Raw genomic sequence first — 14,811 nt, 5'->3', positions numbered from 1 at the left:
TCCCCACCAGACCGCAATCAGAGGTGTTCCATGTCCCTGGACAGCTATCAGTACGTCGCCGCGACACGCCCCCGGATCCGGCGGGACGTGCTCTTCACCGAGACGCCCGACGGCGTGCTGTTCCACAATTCCGACGGGGGCTTCCGCCTCACCGCGCGCACCGCCTACCGGTTCGCCACCCTGATCGTCCCGCACCTGACCGGCGAGCACACCGTCACCGAGCTGTGCCAGGGCCTGGGCGACAGCCGGCGCGCCATGGTCGGCGAACTCGTCAAGACCCTGTACGAACGGGACTTCGCCCGTTCCGTCGCCGAGCCCGCCGAAGCAGGCCGGGCCGCCGCGCCGCCGCCGGACGTGGCCCGCAGATTCGCGCCGCAGATCGCCTACGCCGACCACTACGCCGATGACGCCGAAGCCCGCTTCCTGCGCTTCCGCGGCACCCGGGTCGCCGTCCTCGGCGAGGACGCGGTGGCCCGCTGGTGCGCGCTGAGCCTGGTGCGCAACGGCTGCGCCACCGTCGGCGTGCTGCCGGGCGCCGACGCGCGGGAAGTGCGGGCCGAGGCCGCCGAGGCCGCCGCCGACGGCTGTCCGGTGGAGGTCCGCACGCTGCCCGGACAGCCGCTCGGCTGGCCGGAGCTGGCCGGGTACGACTTCGTCGTGGTGACCGGAGGGGCGGCGGCCCCGGCCCGGCTGCTGCCGCTGCTGCGCGCCGGGGTCCCCGAGGGGCGCACCCTGCTGCCCGCCTGGTCGTACGGGAACGACGCGGTGGTCGGCCCGCTCATGGCGCACGGCACCGCCGGCTGCTGGTCCTGCGCGGCCCTGCGGCTGGGCTCGGCGCGCGGCGGCCCGGCGGCGGCCGCGCTGTGGAGCGCCCTCGCACTGCCGGAGGCGCCCCTCGCCGAGGGCCCGGTGCCGGGGCGGCCGCTGTCCGCGATGATCGGCAACCTGCTGGGGTACGAGGTGTTCCGCGCGGCCTCCGGTTCGCTGCCCGCCGAGACCGCCGGACGGCTCCTCGTCCAGGACACGGCCTCGCTGGACGTCACCGCGGAGCCGCTCCTGCCGCACCCGCGCTGCCCGTTCTGCGCGCCCGGCGGGACCAGGGACGCCCCCCTGGACCTCACCGCCGCCGGCACCTCGGGCACGCCCGCACTGCCGACGCTGGAGACCGCCCGGGAGGCCGACGCGCTGGTGGAGGAGCTGAACCGGCGCTCGGCCGTGGTGCGCCCGTACGCGGGGGTGTTCACCCGGTACGCGGACGAGGAGCTCACCCAGATCCCGCTGAAGGCGGGCGTGGTGGAGCTGGGCCTCGGGCACGGGGAGACCCGCACCGTGGCCGCGTTCGACGTCCACCACGTGGCGGGGGCCCGGATGCGGGCCCTGGACGCGGCGGCGCTGGTGTACGCGGAGCACGTGGTGCCGGCCCGCGAGGTGACCGGCGGCGACGGGACCCCGGGCACCGTCCCCGCGGCGGCGCTGGCGACGGCCTCCGGGATACCGGGCGGGGCGTCCGGGTACCAGCCCGCGGTGTCCCTGCTGACGAAGGAGCCCGCGCTGGTCCCGGCGGGCGCGGTACGGCCGTTCGGGCCGCACAACGCCGAGCGGCTCTTCGAGCGCACCCGCGCCGGGGCCGGCGCCGGCCCCTCCCCCGCCGACGCCGCCGCGGCCGGGCTGCTGTCGGCGCTCGGGCACGCCGCGCTGCTGCGGGCGGTGCGCGGGGAGCGGGCGGCCCGGGTGCCGCTGCCGGAGCGCGACGGGGAGGACGCCGAACTCGCCTTCCTGCTGCGGTCGGCGGACCGGCTGGAGCTGGTGCCGGAGCTGCTGGACCTCGGGGAGGGCCCGCGCTCCGGGGTGCAGGTGCTGCTGGCGCGCGCCGGGGAGCGGTGGGCGCTGGGCGAGGGCCTGGACCGGCGCACGGCGGCGGTGGCGGCCCTGCGGGAGCTGCTGGGCGCCGCGCAGTACGGGGCGGACGGCGCCGACGCGGGCCGCGATCCCCTGCTGCGGGACCTGGACCCGCGCGCGCTGGCGGTGTCCGCGGAGCCGGCCGCGCACCTGGCGGCGGAGCCCGGCACGTCCTGGGAGCGGGTGCTGGAGCGGCTCGCCGGGGCGGGGCTCGACGCGTACGCGGTCCCGACCGGGTCGGCGGACCTGGCCGGGGTGGGGATCCACACCGTGCGGGTGCTGCTCGCCCAGGCGGCGGTCCGGGAGTCCGGCGATGACGCGTAGCGGCTCCGCCGCGGTGGCGGACGGGCTGGGCCCGGAGGCCGCCGGGCGGTTCACGGGGCTGCTGGAGCGGGCGGTGGCCGCGCTGGGCGGGCCGCCGGTGGCGGTGCGGGCGCTGGGGCTGCGGGACGCGTTCCGCGTCGCGGACCGGGAGGCGCCGGCGGGCGCGGTGCCGGTCGCCCTCTACGGGCACCAGGCCGTGGTGGGCCCCCTCCCCGGGGACGGGCCGGGGTGCGCGCTGTGCCTGGAGCGGCGCTGGCAGGCGGTGCGGTCGGTCGCGCTGCGGGACGCCCTGGAGCTGGGCGGCGGGACCCGGGCGGCGGGCGGCTGGCCGTACGCGCACGCCTTCGCCGCCGACGCGCTGGCCGCGCTGGTGGTCTCGGCGGGCTCCGGCGCCGCCGGGGCGGCGGGCGGGGTGTTCCCCGGGGTGTGGGTGCTGGACCTGCGCGGCGGCTCCGTGCGGCGCTACCCGCTGGTGCCCGATCCGGAGTGCCCGGTGTGCGGGGCGCCCGAGGCGGACACGGCCCGGGCGCTGGATCCGGAGCCGGCGCCCAAGTACCGGCCGGGGGCGTTCCGTACCCGGCCCGTGGAGGCGTACGCCATCGACGTGGCGGCGTTCGCGAACCCGCTGTGCGGGGCGCTGGGGCCCTCCCTGGTGCAGGACGTCTCCTCGACGTCCACCTCGGCGACCATCGGCTGCTTCTCGATGCGGTCGGGCGAGTACCTGCGCGAGACGTTCTGGGGCGGGCACACCGACTCCTTCGACCGCAGCGCCCGCGTCGGGGTGCTGGAGGGGCTGGAGCGGTACGCGGGGATGCGCTCGCGTGCGCGCACGACCAGCGTCACCGGCTCGCTGAACGGCTTCGGCGCCGAGGCCGTCGACCCTCGGGTCGTGGGCCTGTACAGCGGGGCGTTCCACCGGGACAACCCCCGGGTGCGGCCCTTCGACCCGGACCGGGAGATCCCGTGGGTGTGGGGCTGGTCGCTGCGCGACCGGCAGCCGCGGCTGGTGCCGGAGGTGCTGACGTACTACCACGCGCCGGGCCTGGAGAACCGGTTCGTGCAGGAGAGCTCCAACGGCTGTGCCTCGGGCGGGAGTCTGGCCGAGGCCGCCTACTTCGGGCTGATGGAGGTGGTCGAGCGGGACGCGTTCCTGCTCACCTGGTACGGGCGGCAGCCGCTGCCCGAGATCGACCCGGGCACGAGCGACCGGGCCTCGACGCGGGCGATGGTCGACCGGCTGGCCCTGTACGGGTACCGGGCGCGGTTCTTCGACACCCGGATCGGCTTCCCGATCCCGGTGGTGACGGCGGTCGCCGAGCGGTTCGACGGCGGCCCGGGCCGGATGTGCTTCGGTGCGGGGGCCGGGCTGGACCCGGAGTCGGCGCTGGACTCGGCGCTGTGCGAGATCGCCACGGACGCGGTGAACCTGCCCGGGCGCACCGAGCGGGACGAGGAGCGGCTGCGCGCGATGGCCGCCGACTTCGACCTGGTCACCGCGCTGCACGACCACCCGCTGGTGTACGGGGTGCCGGAGATGGGCCGCCACGCGGACTTCCTGCTGCGCGGGCCCTCGCGGGGCCCGCTGCGGGCGGTGTCCTCGCTGCTGGGCCCCGAGGGGGTGTCGGACGACGTGGCCGTGGACCTGGCGCGGTGCGTGGAGGCCGTCGCCGCCGGGGGCTTCGACGTGGTGGTGGTCGACCAGACCCTGCCGGAGCAGCGGGCGCTGGGCCTGCACACCGTGAGCGTTCTGGTGCCGGGGCTGCTGCCGATCGACTTCGGCTGGTCGCGGCAGCGCGCCCTGGGCATGCCGCGCATGCGCACCGCCCTGCGCGAGGCGGGGCTGCGCGACCGCGACCTGGAGCCCGCCGACCTCAACCCGGCCCCGCACCCCTTCCCCTGACCCGGCCGCACGAACCGAGGAGGACCCGTGGGCTACGCCCATGACTACGCCAGCGCCATCCTGTACCGGGGCCGGGTGCCCATGGAGCCCGTCGACTTCGTGCCCGACTGGGCCGACCGCCCCCGCAAGGCGAAGTACTACCCCGGCGCGGAGACCCTGCCGCTGCCGGATCCGGCGGCCGGCGGGCCGCGCCCCGCGCCGGGGTTCAGCCTGCCGCTGCTGTCCGGGATGCTCCAGGAGTCGTACGGGCTGACCGGCCGGCGCCTGGGCGTTCAGGCCAACACCGACCTGGCGGCGCTCCCCCACTACACGCAGGCCAACTGGTCGCGGGGCACGGCCTCCGGCGGCGGGCTCTACCCGGTCGGCGTGTACTGGGCGGCCGGCGCGGGCGGTCCGCTCACCCCGGGCCTGTACCACTACGCCCCGCACCAGCACGGGCTGCGCCGGCTGCTGGCCGGCGACGTCACCGGTGACGTGCGCCGGGCGCTGGGGCTCGGTCCGGGCGAGGGCTCCTCGCAGTACCTGGTGCTGAGCGTCAAGTACTGGCAGAACTCCTTCAAGTACAACAGCTTCTCCTTCCACGCGGTCAGCATGGACGTGGGCGCGCTGGTGCAGACCTGGCGGCTGTGGGCCCGGGCGTACGGGCTGCGGATCGCGCCCGCGCTCTGGTTCGACGAGGAGCGCCTGGCCGGGCTGCTGGGCGTGGCCCCGGAGGAGGAGGGCGTCTTCGCGGTGCTCCCCCTGGAGTGGGAGGGCGGTGCGGCCGGATCCGCCGCCGGGGCCCCGTCGGCGGGTGCCGGGGTGCGGCACCGGGACGCGGAGCGGTCCCGCACCGTGCTGGCCTTCGAGACGCTGGAGCGGATCCACGGGGCCACCCTGGGCCGGGCCGGGGACCGTCCGGCGCCCGGCGCGCTCGACGCGGCCGCCGCGTACCCGCCGCGGGGCGGGGAGCCCGTCCCCCTGCCCGCCCCGGCGGCGCCCCCGATGGGGGAGGCGGCCGCGCTGCGGGCCCGGCGCAGCAGCTTCGGCCGGTTCGACGCCACCCGGGCGGTGACGGCGGAGCAGCTGGCGGCGGCGCTGGCGGAGTGCGCGGCGACCCGGCCCGGCAGTGAGGCGGAGCGGCCCGACGGGCCGCCGCTGACCTCCCTGTACGCCTTCGTCAACCACGTCGAGGGGATCGAGCCGGGCAGCTACGCCTACGACCCGGCGGAGCACGCGCTGCGGCTGGTGGTGCCGGGCCCGCCCGGGCCGTTCCTCCAGGCGAACTACTTCCTGTCCAACTACAACCTGGAGCAGGCGGGCGCCGTGCTGGTGCCGACGGTGCGGACCACCGCCGTCCTCGACGCGGTCGGCGACCGGGGCTACCGGCTGATGGGGGCGGCCGTCGGCGCGATCGCGCAGACCTTCTACACCACCGCCGCCGCGCACGGCCTCGGCGCGGGCGTGGCGCTGGGCTTCGACAACGTCTCGTACGCCGAGCGGCTGGGGCTGGCGGACACCGACGAGGCACCGCTGCTGATCATGCTGCTCGGCCACGAGCGGCCGCGGCCCGCCGACTTCCGCCACGAGATCGCCTGACCGGGCCACGAGAGACGCAGGGGACACAGGATGGAATCCACCACCGGATGGCACACCGGCGAGCGCTTCATGCTGCGCGTCGCCGGCCTGCCGCTGGCCGCGGCCGACGCGCTGCGCTGCGCGGACACCGGGCGCTGGGCGGCCGACGTGCTCGCGGCCGAGGAGGCGCTGCGGGCGGACGCTCAGTGGCTGAGCGAGGTGCTGCACCGGGCGGTCGGCGCGACCGACCCGGAGCCGGGCGGGCCGGGCGCGGCGCTCCGGCGCGAACTGCTGGGGCTGCGCCGCCGGATCCACAACGGGCGCGTGCCCGCCGACGCCGGGGCCGCTCTGCGGGCGGTGGCCGGCCTGGGCGAGGAGGCGGGCGAGCGGCTGGCGCTCTGGCTGGAGCGGACCCGCGAGCTGGAGAAGCTGCTCGCCGAGGGGGAGCCGCTGCTCGCCGCCGATCTGGGCCGGGGCCGGGCCGCGCTGCGCGCCCTGCTGGAGGACGACCGGCTGCGGCACGGGCTGCTGCTGGCCTCGCCGGTGCTGGAGGGGCAGCTCGACGCGTACCTGGCCGCGACCGCCGGGGGCGGGGAGCCGGGGGGCCGGGCGCGCAAGGCCGAGCGCTCGGTGCTCTCGTACCTCTACCGCACCGCCTGCAAGACCAGCCCCTTCAGCACCTTCACCGGGGTGGCGACGGGCCGGTTCACCCCGGGGGCGGGGGCGGACGGCGTCCGGGTGGAGGACGCCTGGAGCAGTCACGTCCGGCTGAACGTGGTGGTGCTGGCGCGCCTCGCCGAGCTGGTCCTCGCCGACCCGGTGCGGCGCCGGGACCTGCCGCTGCGCCCGGCCCCGGGCTGGGGCCGGGAGGACGACCGGATCCGGTACGTGCGGCGCTCGGTGACGGCCGGCGACGACACGGCCGCCGTCACCTTCGACGCGGTCAAGGACCGGCTGTTCTTCCTGCGCCGCAGCGGCACCCTGGACCGGCTGCTCGCCCTCTTCGCCGACCGGGCCGACCGGGCTGCGGAGGAGGGCGGCGAGCCCGAGCCGCGCCACCACGAGCTGGCCGACTGGCTGGCCGCCGAGCACGACGCGACGCCCGAGGAGTGCGAGGCGTACATCGGGGCCCTGCTGCAGCTCGGCATGGTCCGGGTCCCGTGCCTGGACACCGAGGTGCACAGCGGGGACCCCGTACGGTCCTTCCAGCGGGCCCTGTCCGGCCTGGAGCGGCCCTGGGCCGACGAGCTGGCCGCGCTCCTGGAGGAGCCCGCCCGGCTGCTGGAGCGCTATCCCCTCGCCGGCCGCGCCGAGCGCCGCGAGCTGCTGTCGGCCCTGCGCGCCGCGCTGCGCCGGGCCCAGGAGGAGCTGGGCGCGCCGGCGGACGCGCCGCTGCCGCAGACGCTGGTGTACGAGGACACCAGCGCGGGCCGCGACCTGGCGGCGGCTCCCCCGGCCTGGGCGGAGCCGGGCGCGGGCGGCGGGTCGCTGCGCTCGGTCGAGCGGATCCTGCCGGCCTTCGACCTGACGGCGGCCCAGCGGATCACCTTCGAGGGCTTCTTCACGGCCCGCTACGGCCCGGGCGGGCGCTGCGAGGACCTGCTGGGGCTGGTGCACGACTTCCACGAGGACTTCTTCGACCAGTACCTGTCGTTCACGGCGCGCCGCACCCCCTTCGACGCGCGCGGCGAGTACGTGCCGGAGGAGAACTGGCTGGGCCTGCCGGGGATCCGGGCGCTGGACGCGGCGCGGCGGGCCTTCACCGGCCGGATGCGGGCGCACTGGGCGGCGTACGAGGAGGGCGGCGCGGGCGGCGGCGAACTGCGGCTGTCCGGGCAGGACGTGGAGGCCGTCGCGGCCGAACTGGAGCCGGTGGTGCCCGGCTTCGCGCCGCGCTGCCACCACCTCCAGCTCGCGCGGGACCCGGAGACGGGTGCGGAGCTGACCGTCCTCAACCGCTCGTACGGCGGGCTCTCCTTCCCGTTCAGCCGGTTCACGCACCTCTACCCGGAGCCGGCCGGGCTGGACGGCGAGCTGCGCGCGACGGCCGCCGCCGTCACCCCGCCCGGGGCGGTGTTCGCGGAGGTGACGGGCGGGGCGGTGACCACCAACCTGAACCTGCACGGGCGGCTCACCGAGTACGAGATCGTCTGCCCGGGCGAGAGCGGGACCCTGCCCGAGGAGCGGCTGCTGCGCCTGGACGACCTGTACGCGGAGCACGTGCCGGAGACCGGCCGCGTGGTGCTGCGGTCGCGGCGGCTGGGCCTGGAGGTGATCCCGGTCTACCTGGGGTACCTGGTGCCGCTGGCGCTGCCCGCCGTACCGCGCACCCTGCTGCTGCTGTCGCCGTCCTCGATGTCCCCGCTGGACGTCTGGGCGGGGGTGCCGGAGGGCGTCCCGCACGCCGGGGTGACGACGCGTCCGCGGGTGGTGCACGGGGACCTGGTGCTGAGCCGGCGCAGCTGGACGGCCACGGCGGGCGAACTGCCCGCGCGCGGGGCGCGGGAGGCCCGGGACTTCCTGGAGTGGCAGCGCTGGCGGCGGGCGCACGGGCTGCCGGAGCGGGTGTTCGCGACGGTGTCGGCGGGCCCGTCCGCGCTGGGGGCGAAGCCGCAGTACGTGGACTTCTCCAGCCTGCTGTCCCTGGCGGCGTTCGAGCCGCTGCTGCGCGAGGGGGACCGCCGGGTCGTCTTCCGGGAGATGCTCCCGGACCCCGGCGGACTGCACGTCCGTTCGGCGCGCGGCGGGCACGTCGCCGAGCTCGCCGTCGAGACCTTCACCACGACCGTCCGGACCGAGGAGGGCGCACCCGCATGTCAGAGCTGACCCCGACGCGTGGCGCGTGGCAGGCCATGCACGTGTTCTACGCCGCCAACCCGCAGCCGCTGCTGGTGCAGTGCGTGCGGCCGCTGATCGCCTCCCTGACGGCGGACGGGCTGTTGGCGGGGCACTTCTTCATCAACTACTGGCTGGAGGGCCCCCACGTCCGGCTGCGGCTGCGGCCGGCGGGCCCGGAGGCGGAGCCGGAGGTGCGCCGCCGGGCCGAGGAGGCGGTGTCGGCGTTCCTCAAGGCCCGGCCGGCGCTGTACGAGGTGGACTCGGGCTTCCTCAACGAGTTCTACAACACCCTGTTCGACATCGAGTTCCCGGACGGGGACCGGGCCGCGTTCATGGGCGAGGACGGCCGGATGAACCTGCGGCCCAACAACTCGTTCTCGTACGAGCCGTACGAGCCGGAGTACGGCAAGTACGGCGGCCCGGCCGGGGTGGAACTCGCGGAGTGGCACTTCGCGCACTCCAGCGACCTCGTCATGGAGGCGCTGGGCTCGATGAACCTGCACCTGCGGACGGTGCTGCTGGGCACCTCGGCGCAGCTGATGATGGTGATGGCCGGGGTGTTCCTGCCCGACCGGGAGGAGCTCGGCAACTACCTCGACAGCTACTACCGGTTCTGGCACCGGGCGTTCCCGGGCACCGGCTTCATCGGCTCGACCGAGTACGACCGCACGTACGAGCAGACCGGCCCGGGTCTGGGGCGGCGGTTCGAGGCCGTGCTGGAGGCACTGGGCTCCGGGGAGACGGGCCGGCTGCCGGGCTTCCTGGCCGGCTGGGCGGAGCACTGCCGGGAGCTGCGCGCCCGCGCGCAGGCGCTGGCGGCGGGCGGGGAGCTGGTGTTCCGGTCCTGGGACGGGAGCCGGGACGAGAAGGTGACCGATCCGGCGGCGGCGCTGCCGCTGCTGCTCTCCCCGTACATGCACATGACCAACAACCGGCTGCACGTGACGATCCGGGACGAGGCCTACCTCTCGCACCTGCTGGGCCGGGTGCTGCGCGAGGGCGCGGCCGAGGGCGCCGGGGCGGTCGTGCCGTGACCGCGCCCTCCGGGATGCTCGACCACCGGCCCGCGCTGCGGGCCGGGGTCCTGCTGTCGCCGCCGCTGCTGAACGGCCCGGCCGTGGTGCACCTGGTCAAGGACCCGGTGTCCGGGGCGGCGTTCGAGATCGGGCCGAAGGAGTACTTCCTCGTCTCGCGGCTCGACGGCTCGCGCAGCCTGGCGGAGATCGGCGAGGCGTACGGGCGGGCCTTCGGGCGCCGGCTGGGCGAGCGGAACTGGCAGCAGCTGCTCGGGCTGCTCGGCACCCGGCGGCTGCTGGCCGGCGGCCCGGCCCCGGAGCCGGAGGAGGGCCCCGGACCGCAGCGGACCGGGACCCTGCTGCGCGGCACCCTGCGGCTGGTCGCGGACGCCGACGCCACGACGGCCCGGCTGCACCGCGTCCTGCGGCCGGTGCTGCGGCCGGCGGTGCTGGGGGCGCTGCTGCTGGTGTTCCTGGCCATGGAGGTGTGGCTGGCGGCTTCGGCGGGCGCGCTCCTCGCCGACCTGTGGTGGCTGGCGACGCGTCCGGCGCCGCTGCTGGCCGTGGCCTCGCTGCTGTGGCTGAGCACGGCCCTGCACGAGTTCGCGCACGGGATAGCCGCCCGGCACGTCGGCGGCACCGTCGGGGAGATCGGGCTGCGCTGGCGGCTGCCGATGGTGATCATGTACTGCCGGGTCGACAACTACCGCTACCTGCCGCGCCGCCGCGACCAGCTGGCCGTGGCCGGCGCGGGCGCCTTCGCCAACCTGCTGTTCCTGCTGCCGTTCTGCGCCTGGTGGGCGGCGCTGCCCGCGGGCGACCCCACCCGCCGGGTGCTCGGCGCGCTGCTGCTGCTCGGCAGCGCGCAGGCCCTGGTCAACCTCGTCCCGCTGCCGCCGCTCGACGGCTACACCCTGCTCGGGCACGCGCTGCGCGTGACCCGGCTGGCGCCCGCCAGCTCCGCGTACCTGCGGCTGCGGATGCGGGACAAGGCCGCGGCGGCCGCCTACCCGGTACGGGCCCGGCGGCTGTACCTCGGCTACGGGATCGGCTCGGCCGTGCTGGTCCTGCTCCTGGCCGGGCTCCTGGCGGCCGCCGTCGTGCTCGCCGCCGGCCCCTGAACCCTTCTCCGTCCCCACCCGATTCCGACACCGAGGGAACCGCACGCCCATGACAACTGACCGCACTCCGCCGCCCGACGCGCCCGTGGCCGTCGCCGTCTGGGAGGTCCGCAAGCGCTACGGGGACCGCCAGGCCGTGGACGGGCTCTCCCTCGACGTGCGCCGCGGCGAGTTCTTCGGACTCCTCGGCCCCAACGGGGCGGGCAAGACCACCTTCATCGAGATCGTCGAGGGCCTGCGCCGGGCCGACTCGGGCACCGTCGAGGTCCTCGGGCACAGCCCCTGGCCGCGCAACACGGCGCTGCTGCCCCGGATCGGCGTGCAGACCCAGGCCTCGGCGTTCTTCGTCCGGCAGACCGCGCGCGAGCACCTCGTCACCGTCGCCGGGCTGTACCGCAAGGACGCGGCCGCCGCGGACCGCTCACTGGCGCTGGTCGGGCTGACCGAGCAGCGCGACGTGCTCGTGGAGAACCTGTCCGGGGGCCAGCGGCAGCGGCTCGCCATCGCCTCGGCGCTGGTCCACGACCCCGAGCTGATCTTCCTCGACGAGCCGACCGCCGCGCTGGACCCGCAGGCCCGCCGCGACCTGTGGCAGGTGCTGCGCGCCCTGAAGGGCGAGGGCCGCACCATCGTCTACACCACCCACCACCTCGACGAGGCCGAGGCCCTGTGCGACCGGGTGGCCATCCTCGTCGGCGGCCGGATCGCCGCGCTGGACTCCCCGCACCGGCTGATCACCTCCGCCGGGTCCCGGACCCGGCTGCTGGTCCCCGAGGGGCGGATCGGCCCGGCCGAGGCCGCCGCGCTGGACGGCGTGGACCGGGTCGGCGAGCAGGGCGGCTCGCTGGTGCTGGAGACCTCGGTCCCCGGCAAGGTGCTCCAGGCCCTCGACGCGCTCACCGGGCTCGACGGGGTGATCACCCGTACGGCCACCCTGGAGGACGTCTACCTGGAGCTGACCGGCCGCGCCACGGCCGCCGACGCCTCCCCCGCCGGGGGCGACTCCCCCGCACACACCCTGGAGTCCCGCGCATGAGCGCCTACACGGCACTGACCGCAGCCGGCTACCGGGCCCAGGTCCGTGACAAGGCCACCCTGTTCTTCACCTTCGCCTTCCCGCTGCTGTTCCTCGTCGTCTTCGGCCTGATCTTCAGCGGCCAGGACGTGGAGCAGAGCGGCCGCCCGTACATCTCGTACATCGCGCCCGGCGTGATGTCCTGGGGCGTCGCCAACGCAGCCGTGTTCGGGATCGCGTTCACGCTGATGCAGTGGCGCCGCGACGACCTGCTGCGGCTGATCCGGCTCAGCCCGACGCCGCTGACGACGGTGCTGGCCTCGCGCTACGTACTGGCCCTGGTGGTCGGCGTGGTGCAGGCGGCGGTGTTCGTCGCGGTCGCCATGCTCCCCGGGTTCGGGCTCGAACTGGACGGGCGGTGGCCGCTGGTGCTGCCCGCGCTGGTCCTCGGCATCACCGCCTTCATGGCCATCGGGGTGATCGTCGGGAACTACGCGAAGACGCCCGAGGCCGTCGCCGCCATCGCCAACTGCATGATGGTGCCGATGGCGTTCCTGTCGGGCTCCTTCCTGCCGCTCGACATGATGCCGTCCTGGCTGCGCACGGTCTCGCGGGTACTGCCGCTGCGCTACCTCAACGACGCCGCCTCCGGGGCCCTCACCGGCTCCGGCTCCCTCGCCGCGATCGGCATCGGCTGCGCGGCCCTGGCCGGCTTCGCCCTCCTGTTCGGCGCGATCGGGCTGAAGACCTTCCGCTGGAGCGACCAGTCATGACCGGCACCGCCACGGAGACCGTACGGGCGGCCGCGGCCGAGGCCACCGACGGCACCGCGCTGGAGGAGGCCCGCCGCCGGCTGGAGGAGGCCCTGGCCGCTGCCGCCGCCCCTGGCTCGGCCGCGCCGTACGTGGTCACGCTCGGGGTGCACGACGCCCTGGGGCCGCGTAGCGGCGACCCGTTCGCCGGGGTCCGCCCGGCCGCCACCGTCCACCTGGGCGCGCAGGCGGTGCTGGTGGGGCCCTGGGGCGGCGACGGCTCCGCCCCCGCCTGCGGGCAGTGCCTCGCGATGCGCTGGCAGCGGCTGCGCAGCAGGAGCGAACGGGACGCGCTGGAGACCGGGACCGGGCCGCGAACCCCCGTCTCGGCCCGGTGGCCGCGGCTGTCGCCCTACGTACGGGACGCGGTCGTGGCGCTGCACGCCGCCGTGGCGGGCGGTGAGGCGCGGGCCCCGGGCGCGGTCGCCGCCGACCGGGCGCTGCCGCAGGTGTCCCGGCTGGACCTGGAGACCCTCCAGGTGCGCACGTACCCGCTGGCCGCCGACCCGCTGTGCCCGGACTGCGGGCCGCGGGCCGCCGCCGCGCCGGCCCCCTTCGCCCCCGCGTCGCGGCCCAAGCCGGACCCGGGCGCGCAGCGGCTGCGGAAGGCCTCCTCGTACCCGGTGCCGCGGGAGGCGCTGGCCAATCCGGTGACCGGGGTGCTGGGCGGGGGCACCTGGATCAACGTGACCTCGCCGACCACCGCCCCGGTCGCGGGCAGCGTCTTCATGCGCGGCTACGCGGGGCTGACGGACGTCACCTGGAGCGGGCAGGCCAACAGCTTCTCCGCCAGCCGGGACCTGGCCTTCCTGGAGGGGCTGGAGCGGTACGCGGGCACCCACCGGCGCACCGGCGCCGAGGCGCTCACCGCCTCCTACGCGGAGCTGGGCGACCGGGCCCTGAACCCGGCGGAGTGCGGGTTCTACCCGCCCGAGACCTACCGGGACGACCCGCTGGTGTCTCCCTTCGACCCCGAGCGGCCCATCCCGTGGGTGTACGGGCACTCGCTGCGCGACGACCGGCCGGTGCTGGTGCCGGCCCGGCTGGCGTACTACAGCGCGGGCCTGGCCGCCGACAACTTCGTCTTCGAGTGCTCCAACGGCTGTGCCATCGGCGGCTGCCCGGAGGAGGCGCTGCTCGGGGCGCTGCTGGAGCTGATCGAGCGGGACGCGTTCCTGCTGGCCTGGTACGGCGGGCAGCGGCTGACGGAGATCGACCTGGACTCCGTACCGGGGCCGGCGGTGCGGATGATGGTGGACCGGGCGGCCCTGCAGGGGTACGACGTGCACGCCTTCGACAACCGGATCGACCTGGCGGTGCCGGTGGTGACGGGGCTGGCGGTGCGCCGGGACGGCGGGCCGGGGCTGTACTCGTTCGGCGCGGGCGCGGCGCTGGATCCGGCGTCGGCGGTGGAGGCGGCGCTGTCGGAGGTGCTCACCTACATCCCGCACCTGCCCCGGCAGGTGGCCGAGCGGCGGGGCGAACTGGAGGCGATGAGCCGGGACTTCGGGAAGGTGCTGCACCTGAAGGACCACGCGCAGCTGTACGGGCTGCCGGCGATGGCCCCGCACGCGCGGAGCTACCGGGAGCCGCTCGGGGTGCGGACGATGGCGGAGCTGTACGCGGGCTGGGAGGCCGGCGGGCGGCCGCGGACCGGCGACCTGCGGGACGACCTGCTGCTGTGCGTGCGGGAGTTGACGGACGCCGGGCACGACGTGATCGTCGTCGACCAGACCACGCCGGAGCAGCGCCGGATGGGGCTGAGCACGGTCTGCGCCGTCGTGCCGGGGCTGCTGCCGATCGACTTCGGCTGGTCGCGCCAGCGGGCCCCGTACATGCCGCGGCTGCGGACGGCGGCGGTGCGGGCGGGGCTGCGCGACGCCCCGCTGGCGGACGCGGAGGTCCGTCTGGTGCCGCATCCGTTCCCCTGACCGTGCAGGGCCCCGGGGGCGCCACGGGGCCCGGCGCGCCGTCGCCCGCGTACCACGCCGGATGCCCCGGACCCCTTCCTGCGGGGTCCGGGGCATCCGGTGTCCTCGGCTGCGGCGCCGGGGTGTCAGGCGCTGCAGGAGGTGGTGCTGGTGGTGGACGAACAGGTCGAGGTGGAGCTGCAGCTCGTGGAGCCGGCGAGCACGACCTCGCTGGCGTCCGAGTAGTCCGAGATCTCGAAGGTCTCCGACTCCAGCTCCAGGATCTCGTCGGCGAGCGAGGCGAGCGGCGACTTCTCCATGGGACTCTCCTTCGGTTGGTTTCCCTGTGGGGCCCTTCCAGGAGAACCCGCGCCGCCTTCACGTCACCTGTTCATCTCCTGACACTCCTCTGACAGAAA

The 14,811-nt window shown here is 76.2% G+C and carries 10 protein-coding genes; 9 read left to right on the top strand and 1 reads right to left on the bottom strand.

Annotated elements, in window-relative coordinates; translation table 11 throughout:
• Positions 1-30 precede the first annotated feature (30 nt).
• From ACQKM2_RS04315 to ACQKM2_RS04275, 9 genes are read left to right on the top strand one after another with little or no spacing between them, the layout of a single operon-like run.
• The gene (locus ACQKM2_RS04315; RefSeq protein WP_427706412.1) at positions 31-2,223 is read left to right on the top strand and encodes a TOMM precursor leader peptide-binding protein; all 2,193 of its coding nucleotides are present in this window, start codon (positions 31-33) and stop codon (positions 2,221-2,223) included.
• Positions 2,213-4,123 (top strand): TOMM precursor leader peptide-binding protein, encoded by a 1,911-nt coding sequence (locus tag ACQKM2_RS04310; protein ID WP_427706409.1) that lies wholly within the window; start codon positions 2,213-2,215, stop codon positions 4,121-4,123. The genes ACQKM2_RS04315 and ACQKM2_RS04310 overlap by 11 nt, the downstream gene beginning before the upstream one ends.
• A 27-nt stretch (positions 4,124-4,150) precedes the next feature.
• Positions 4,151-5,701: a SagB family peptide dehydrogenase gene (locus tag ACQKM2_RS04305; protein WP_427706407.1), complete on the top strand. Its 1,551-nt coding sequence runs from the start codon at positions 4,151-4,153 to the stop codon at positions 5,699-5,701.
• A 30-nt stretch (positions 5,702-5,731) separates the two neighbouring features.
• Complete coding sequence (locus ACQKM2_RS04300) at positions 5,732-8,506, top strand: lantibiotic dehydratase (protein WP_427706405.1); 2,775 nt, start codon at positions 5,732-5,734, stop codon at positions 8,504-8,506.
• Complete coding sequence (locus tag ACQKM2_RS04295) at positions 8,494-9,552, top strand: lantibiotic dehydratase C-terminal domain-containing protein (protein ID WP_427706403.1); 1,059 nt, start codon at positions 8,494-8,496, stop codon at positions 9,550-9,552. The genes ACQKM2_RS04300 and ACQKM2_RS04295 overlap by 13 nt, the downstream gene beginning before the upstream one ends.
• A gap of 14 nt (positions 9,553-9,566) precedes the next feature.
• Complete coding sequence (locus ACQKM2_RS04290; RefSeq protein WP_427706783.1) at positions 9,567-10,655, top strand: peptidase M50; 1,089 nt, start codon at positions 9,567-9,569, stop codon at positions 10,653-10,655.
• A 49-nt stretch (positions 10,656-10,704) separates the two neighbouring features.
• Positions 10,705-11,691 carry an ABC transporter ATP-binding protein gene (locus tag ACQKM2_RS04285; protein ID WP_427706400.1) on the top strand — a complete coding sequence of 329 codons (987 nt, stop codon included), beginning with the start codon at positions 10,705-10,707 and terminating at the stop codon, positions 11,689-11,691.
• A complete protein-coding gene (locus tag ACQKM2_RS04280; RefSeq protein WP_427706398.1) occupies positions 11,688-12,443 on the top strand; it encodes an ABC transporter permease in 756 nt (251 codons plus the stop codon). Before ACQKM2_RS04285 ends, ACQKM2_RS04280 begins: the two co-directional genes overlap by 4 nt.
• Positions 12,440-14,413: a TOMM precursor leader peptide-binding protein gene (locus ACQKM2_RS04275; protein WP_427706396.1), complete on the top strand. Its 1,974-nt coding sequence runs from the start codon at positions 12,440-12,442 to the stop codon at positions 14,411-14,413. The genes ACQKM2_RS04280 and ACQKM2_RS04275 overlap by 4 nt, the downstream gene beginning before the upstream one ends.
• Before the next feature lie 125 nt (positions 14,414-14,538).
• Here the strand turns inward: ACQKM2_RS04275 and ACQKM2_RS04270 are convergent, their stop codons facing one another.
• On the bottom strand, positions 14,539-14,712 hold the full coding sequence (locus ACQKM2_RS04270) for a thiazolylpeptide-type bacteriocin (protein WP_007268044.1): 174 nt from the start codon (positions 14,710-14,712) through the stop codon (positions 14,539-14,541).
• Between the last annotated feature and the right edge of the window lie 99 nt (positions 14,713-14,811).

The organism is Streptomyces sp. NPDC004126 (genome assembly GCF_050275515.1).
In the GTDB taxonomy this organism is placed as follows: Bacteria; Actinomycetota; Actinomycetes; order Streptomycetales; family Streptomycetaceae; genus Streptomyces.
This window is presented reverse-complemented; position numbering and strand designations above follow the sequence as displayed.

Coding starts and splice junctions, on each gene's coding strand:
- ACQKM2_RS04310 (WP_427706409.1), top strand. CDS start 2,213: ATGACGCGTAGCGGCTCCGCCGCGGTGGCGGACGGGCTGGGCCCGGAG.
- ACQKM2_RS04275 (WP_427706396.1), top strand. CDS start 12,440: ATGACCGGCACCGCCACGGAGACCGTACGGGCGGCCGCGGCCGAGGCC.
- ACQKM2_RS04315 (WP_427706412.1), top strand. CDS start 31: ATGTCCCTGGACAGCTATCAGTACGTCGCCGCGACACGCCCCCGGATC.
- ACQKM2_RS04300 (WP_427706405.1), top strand. CDS start 5,732: ATGGAATCCACCACCGGATGGCACACCGGCGAGCGCTTCATGCTGCGC.
- ACQKM2_RS04290 (WP_427706783.1), top strand. CDS start 9,567: ATGCTCGACCACCGGCCCGCGCTGCGGGCCGGGGTCCTGCTGTCGCCG.
- ACQKM2_RS04295 (WP_427706403.1), top strand. CDS start 8,494: ATGTCAGAGCTGACCCCGACGCGTGGCGCGTGGCAGGCCATGCACGTG.
- ACQKM2_RS04285 (WP_427706400.1), top strand. CDS start 10,705: ATGACAACTGACCGCACTCCGCCGCCCGACGCGCCCGTGGCCGTCGCC.
- ACQKM2_RS04270 (WP_007268044.1), bottom strand. CDS start 14,712: ATGGAGAAGTCGCCGCTCGCCTCGCTCGCCGACGAGATCCTGGAGCTG.
- ACQKM2_RS04280 (WP_427706398.1), top strand. CDS start 11,688: ATGAGCGCCTACACGGCACTGACCGCAGCCGGCTACCGGGCCCAGGTC.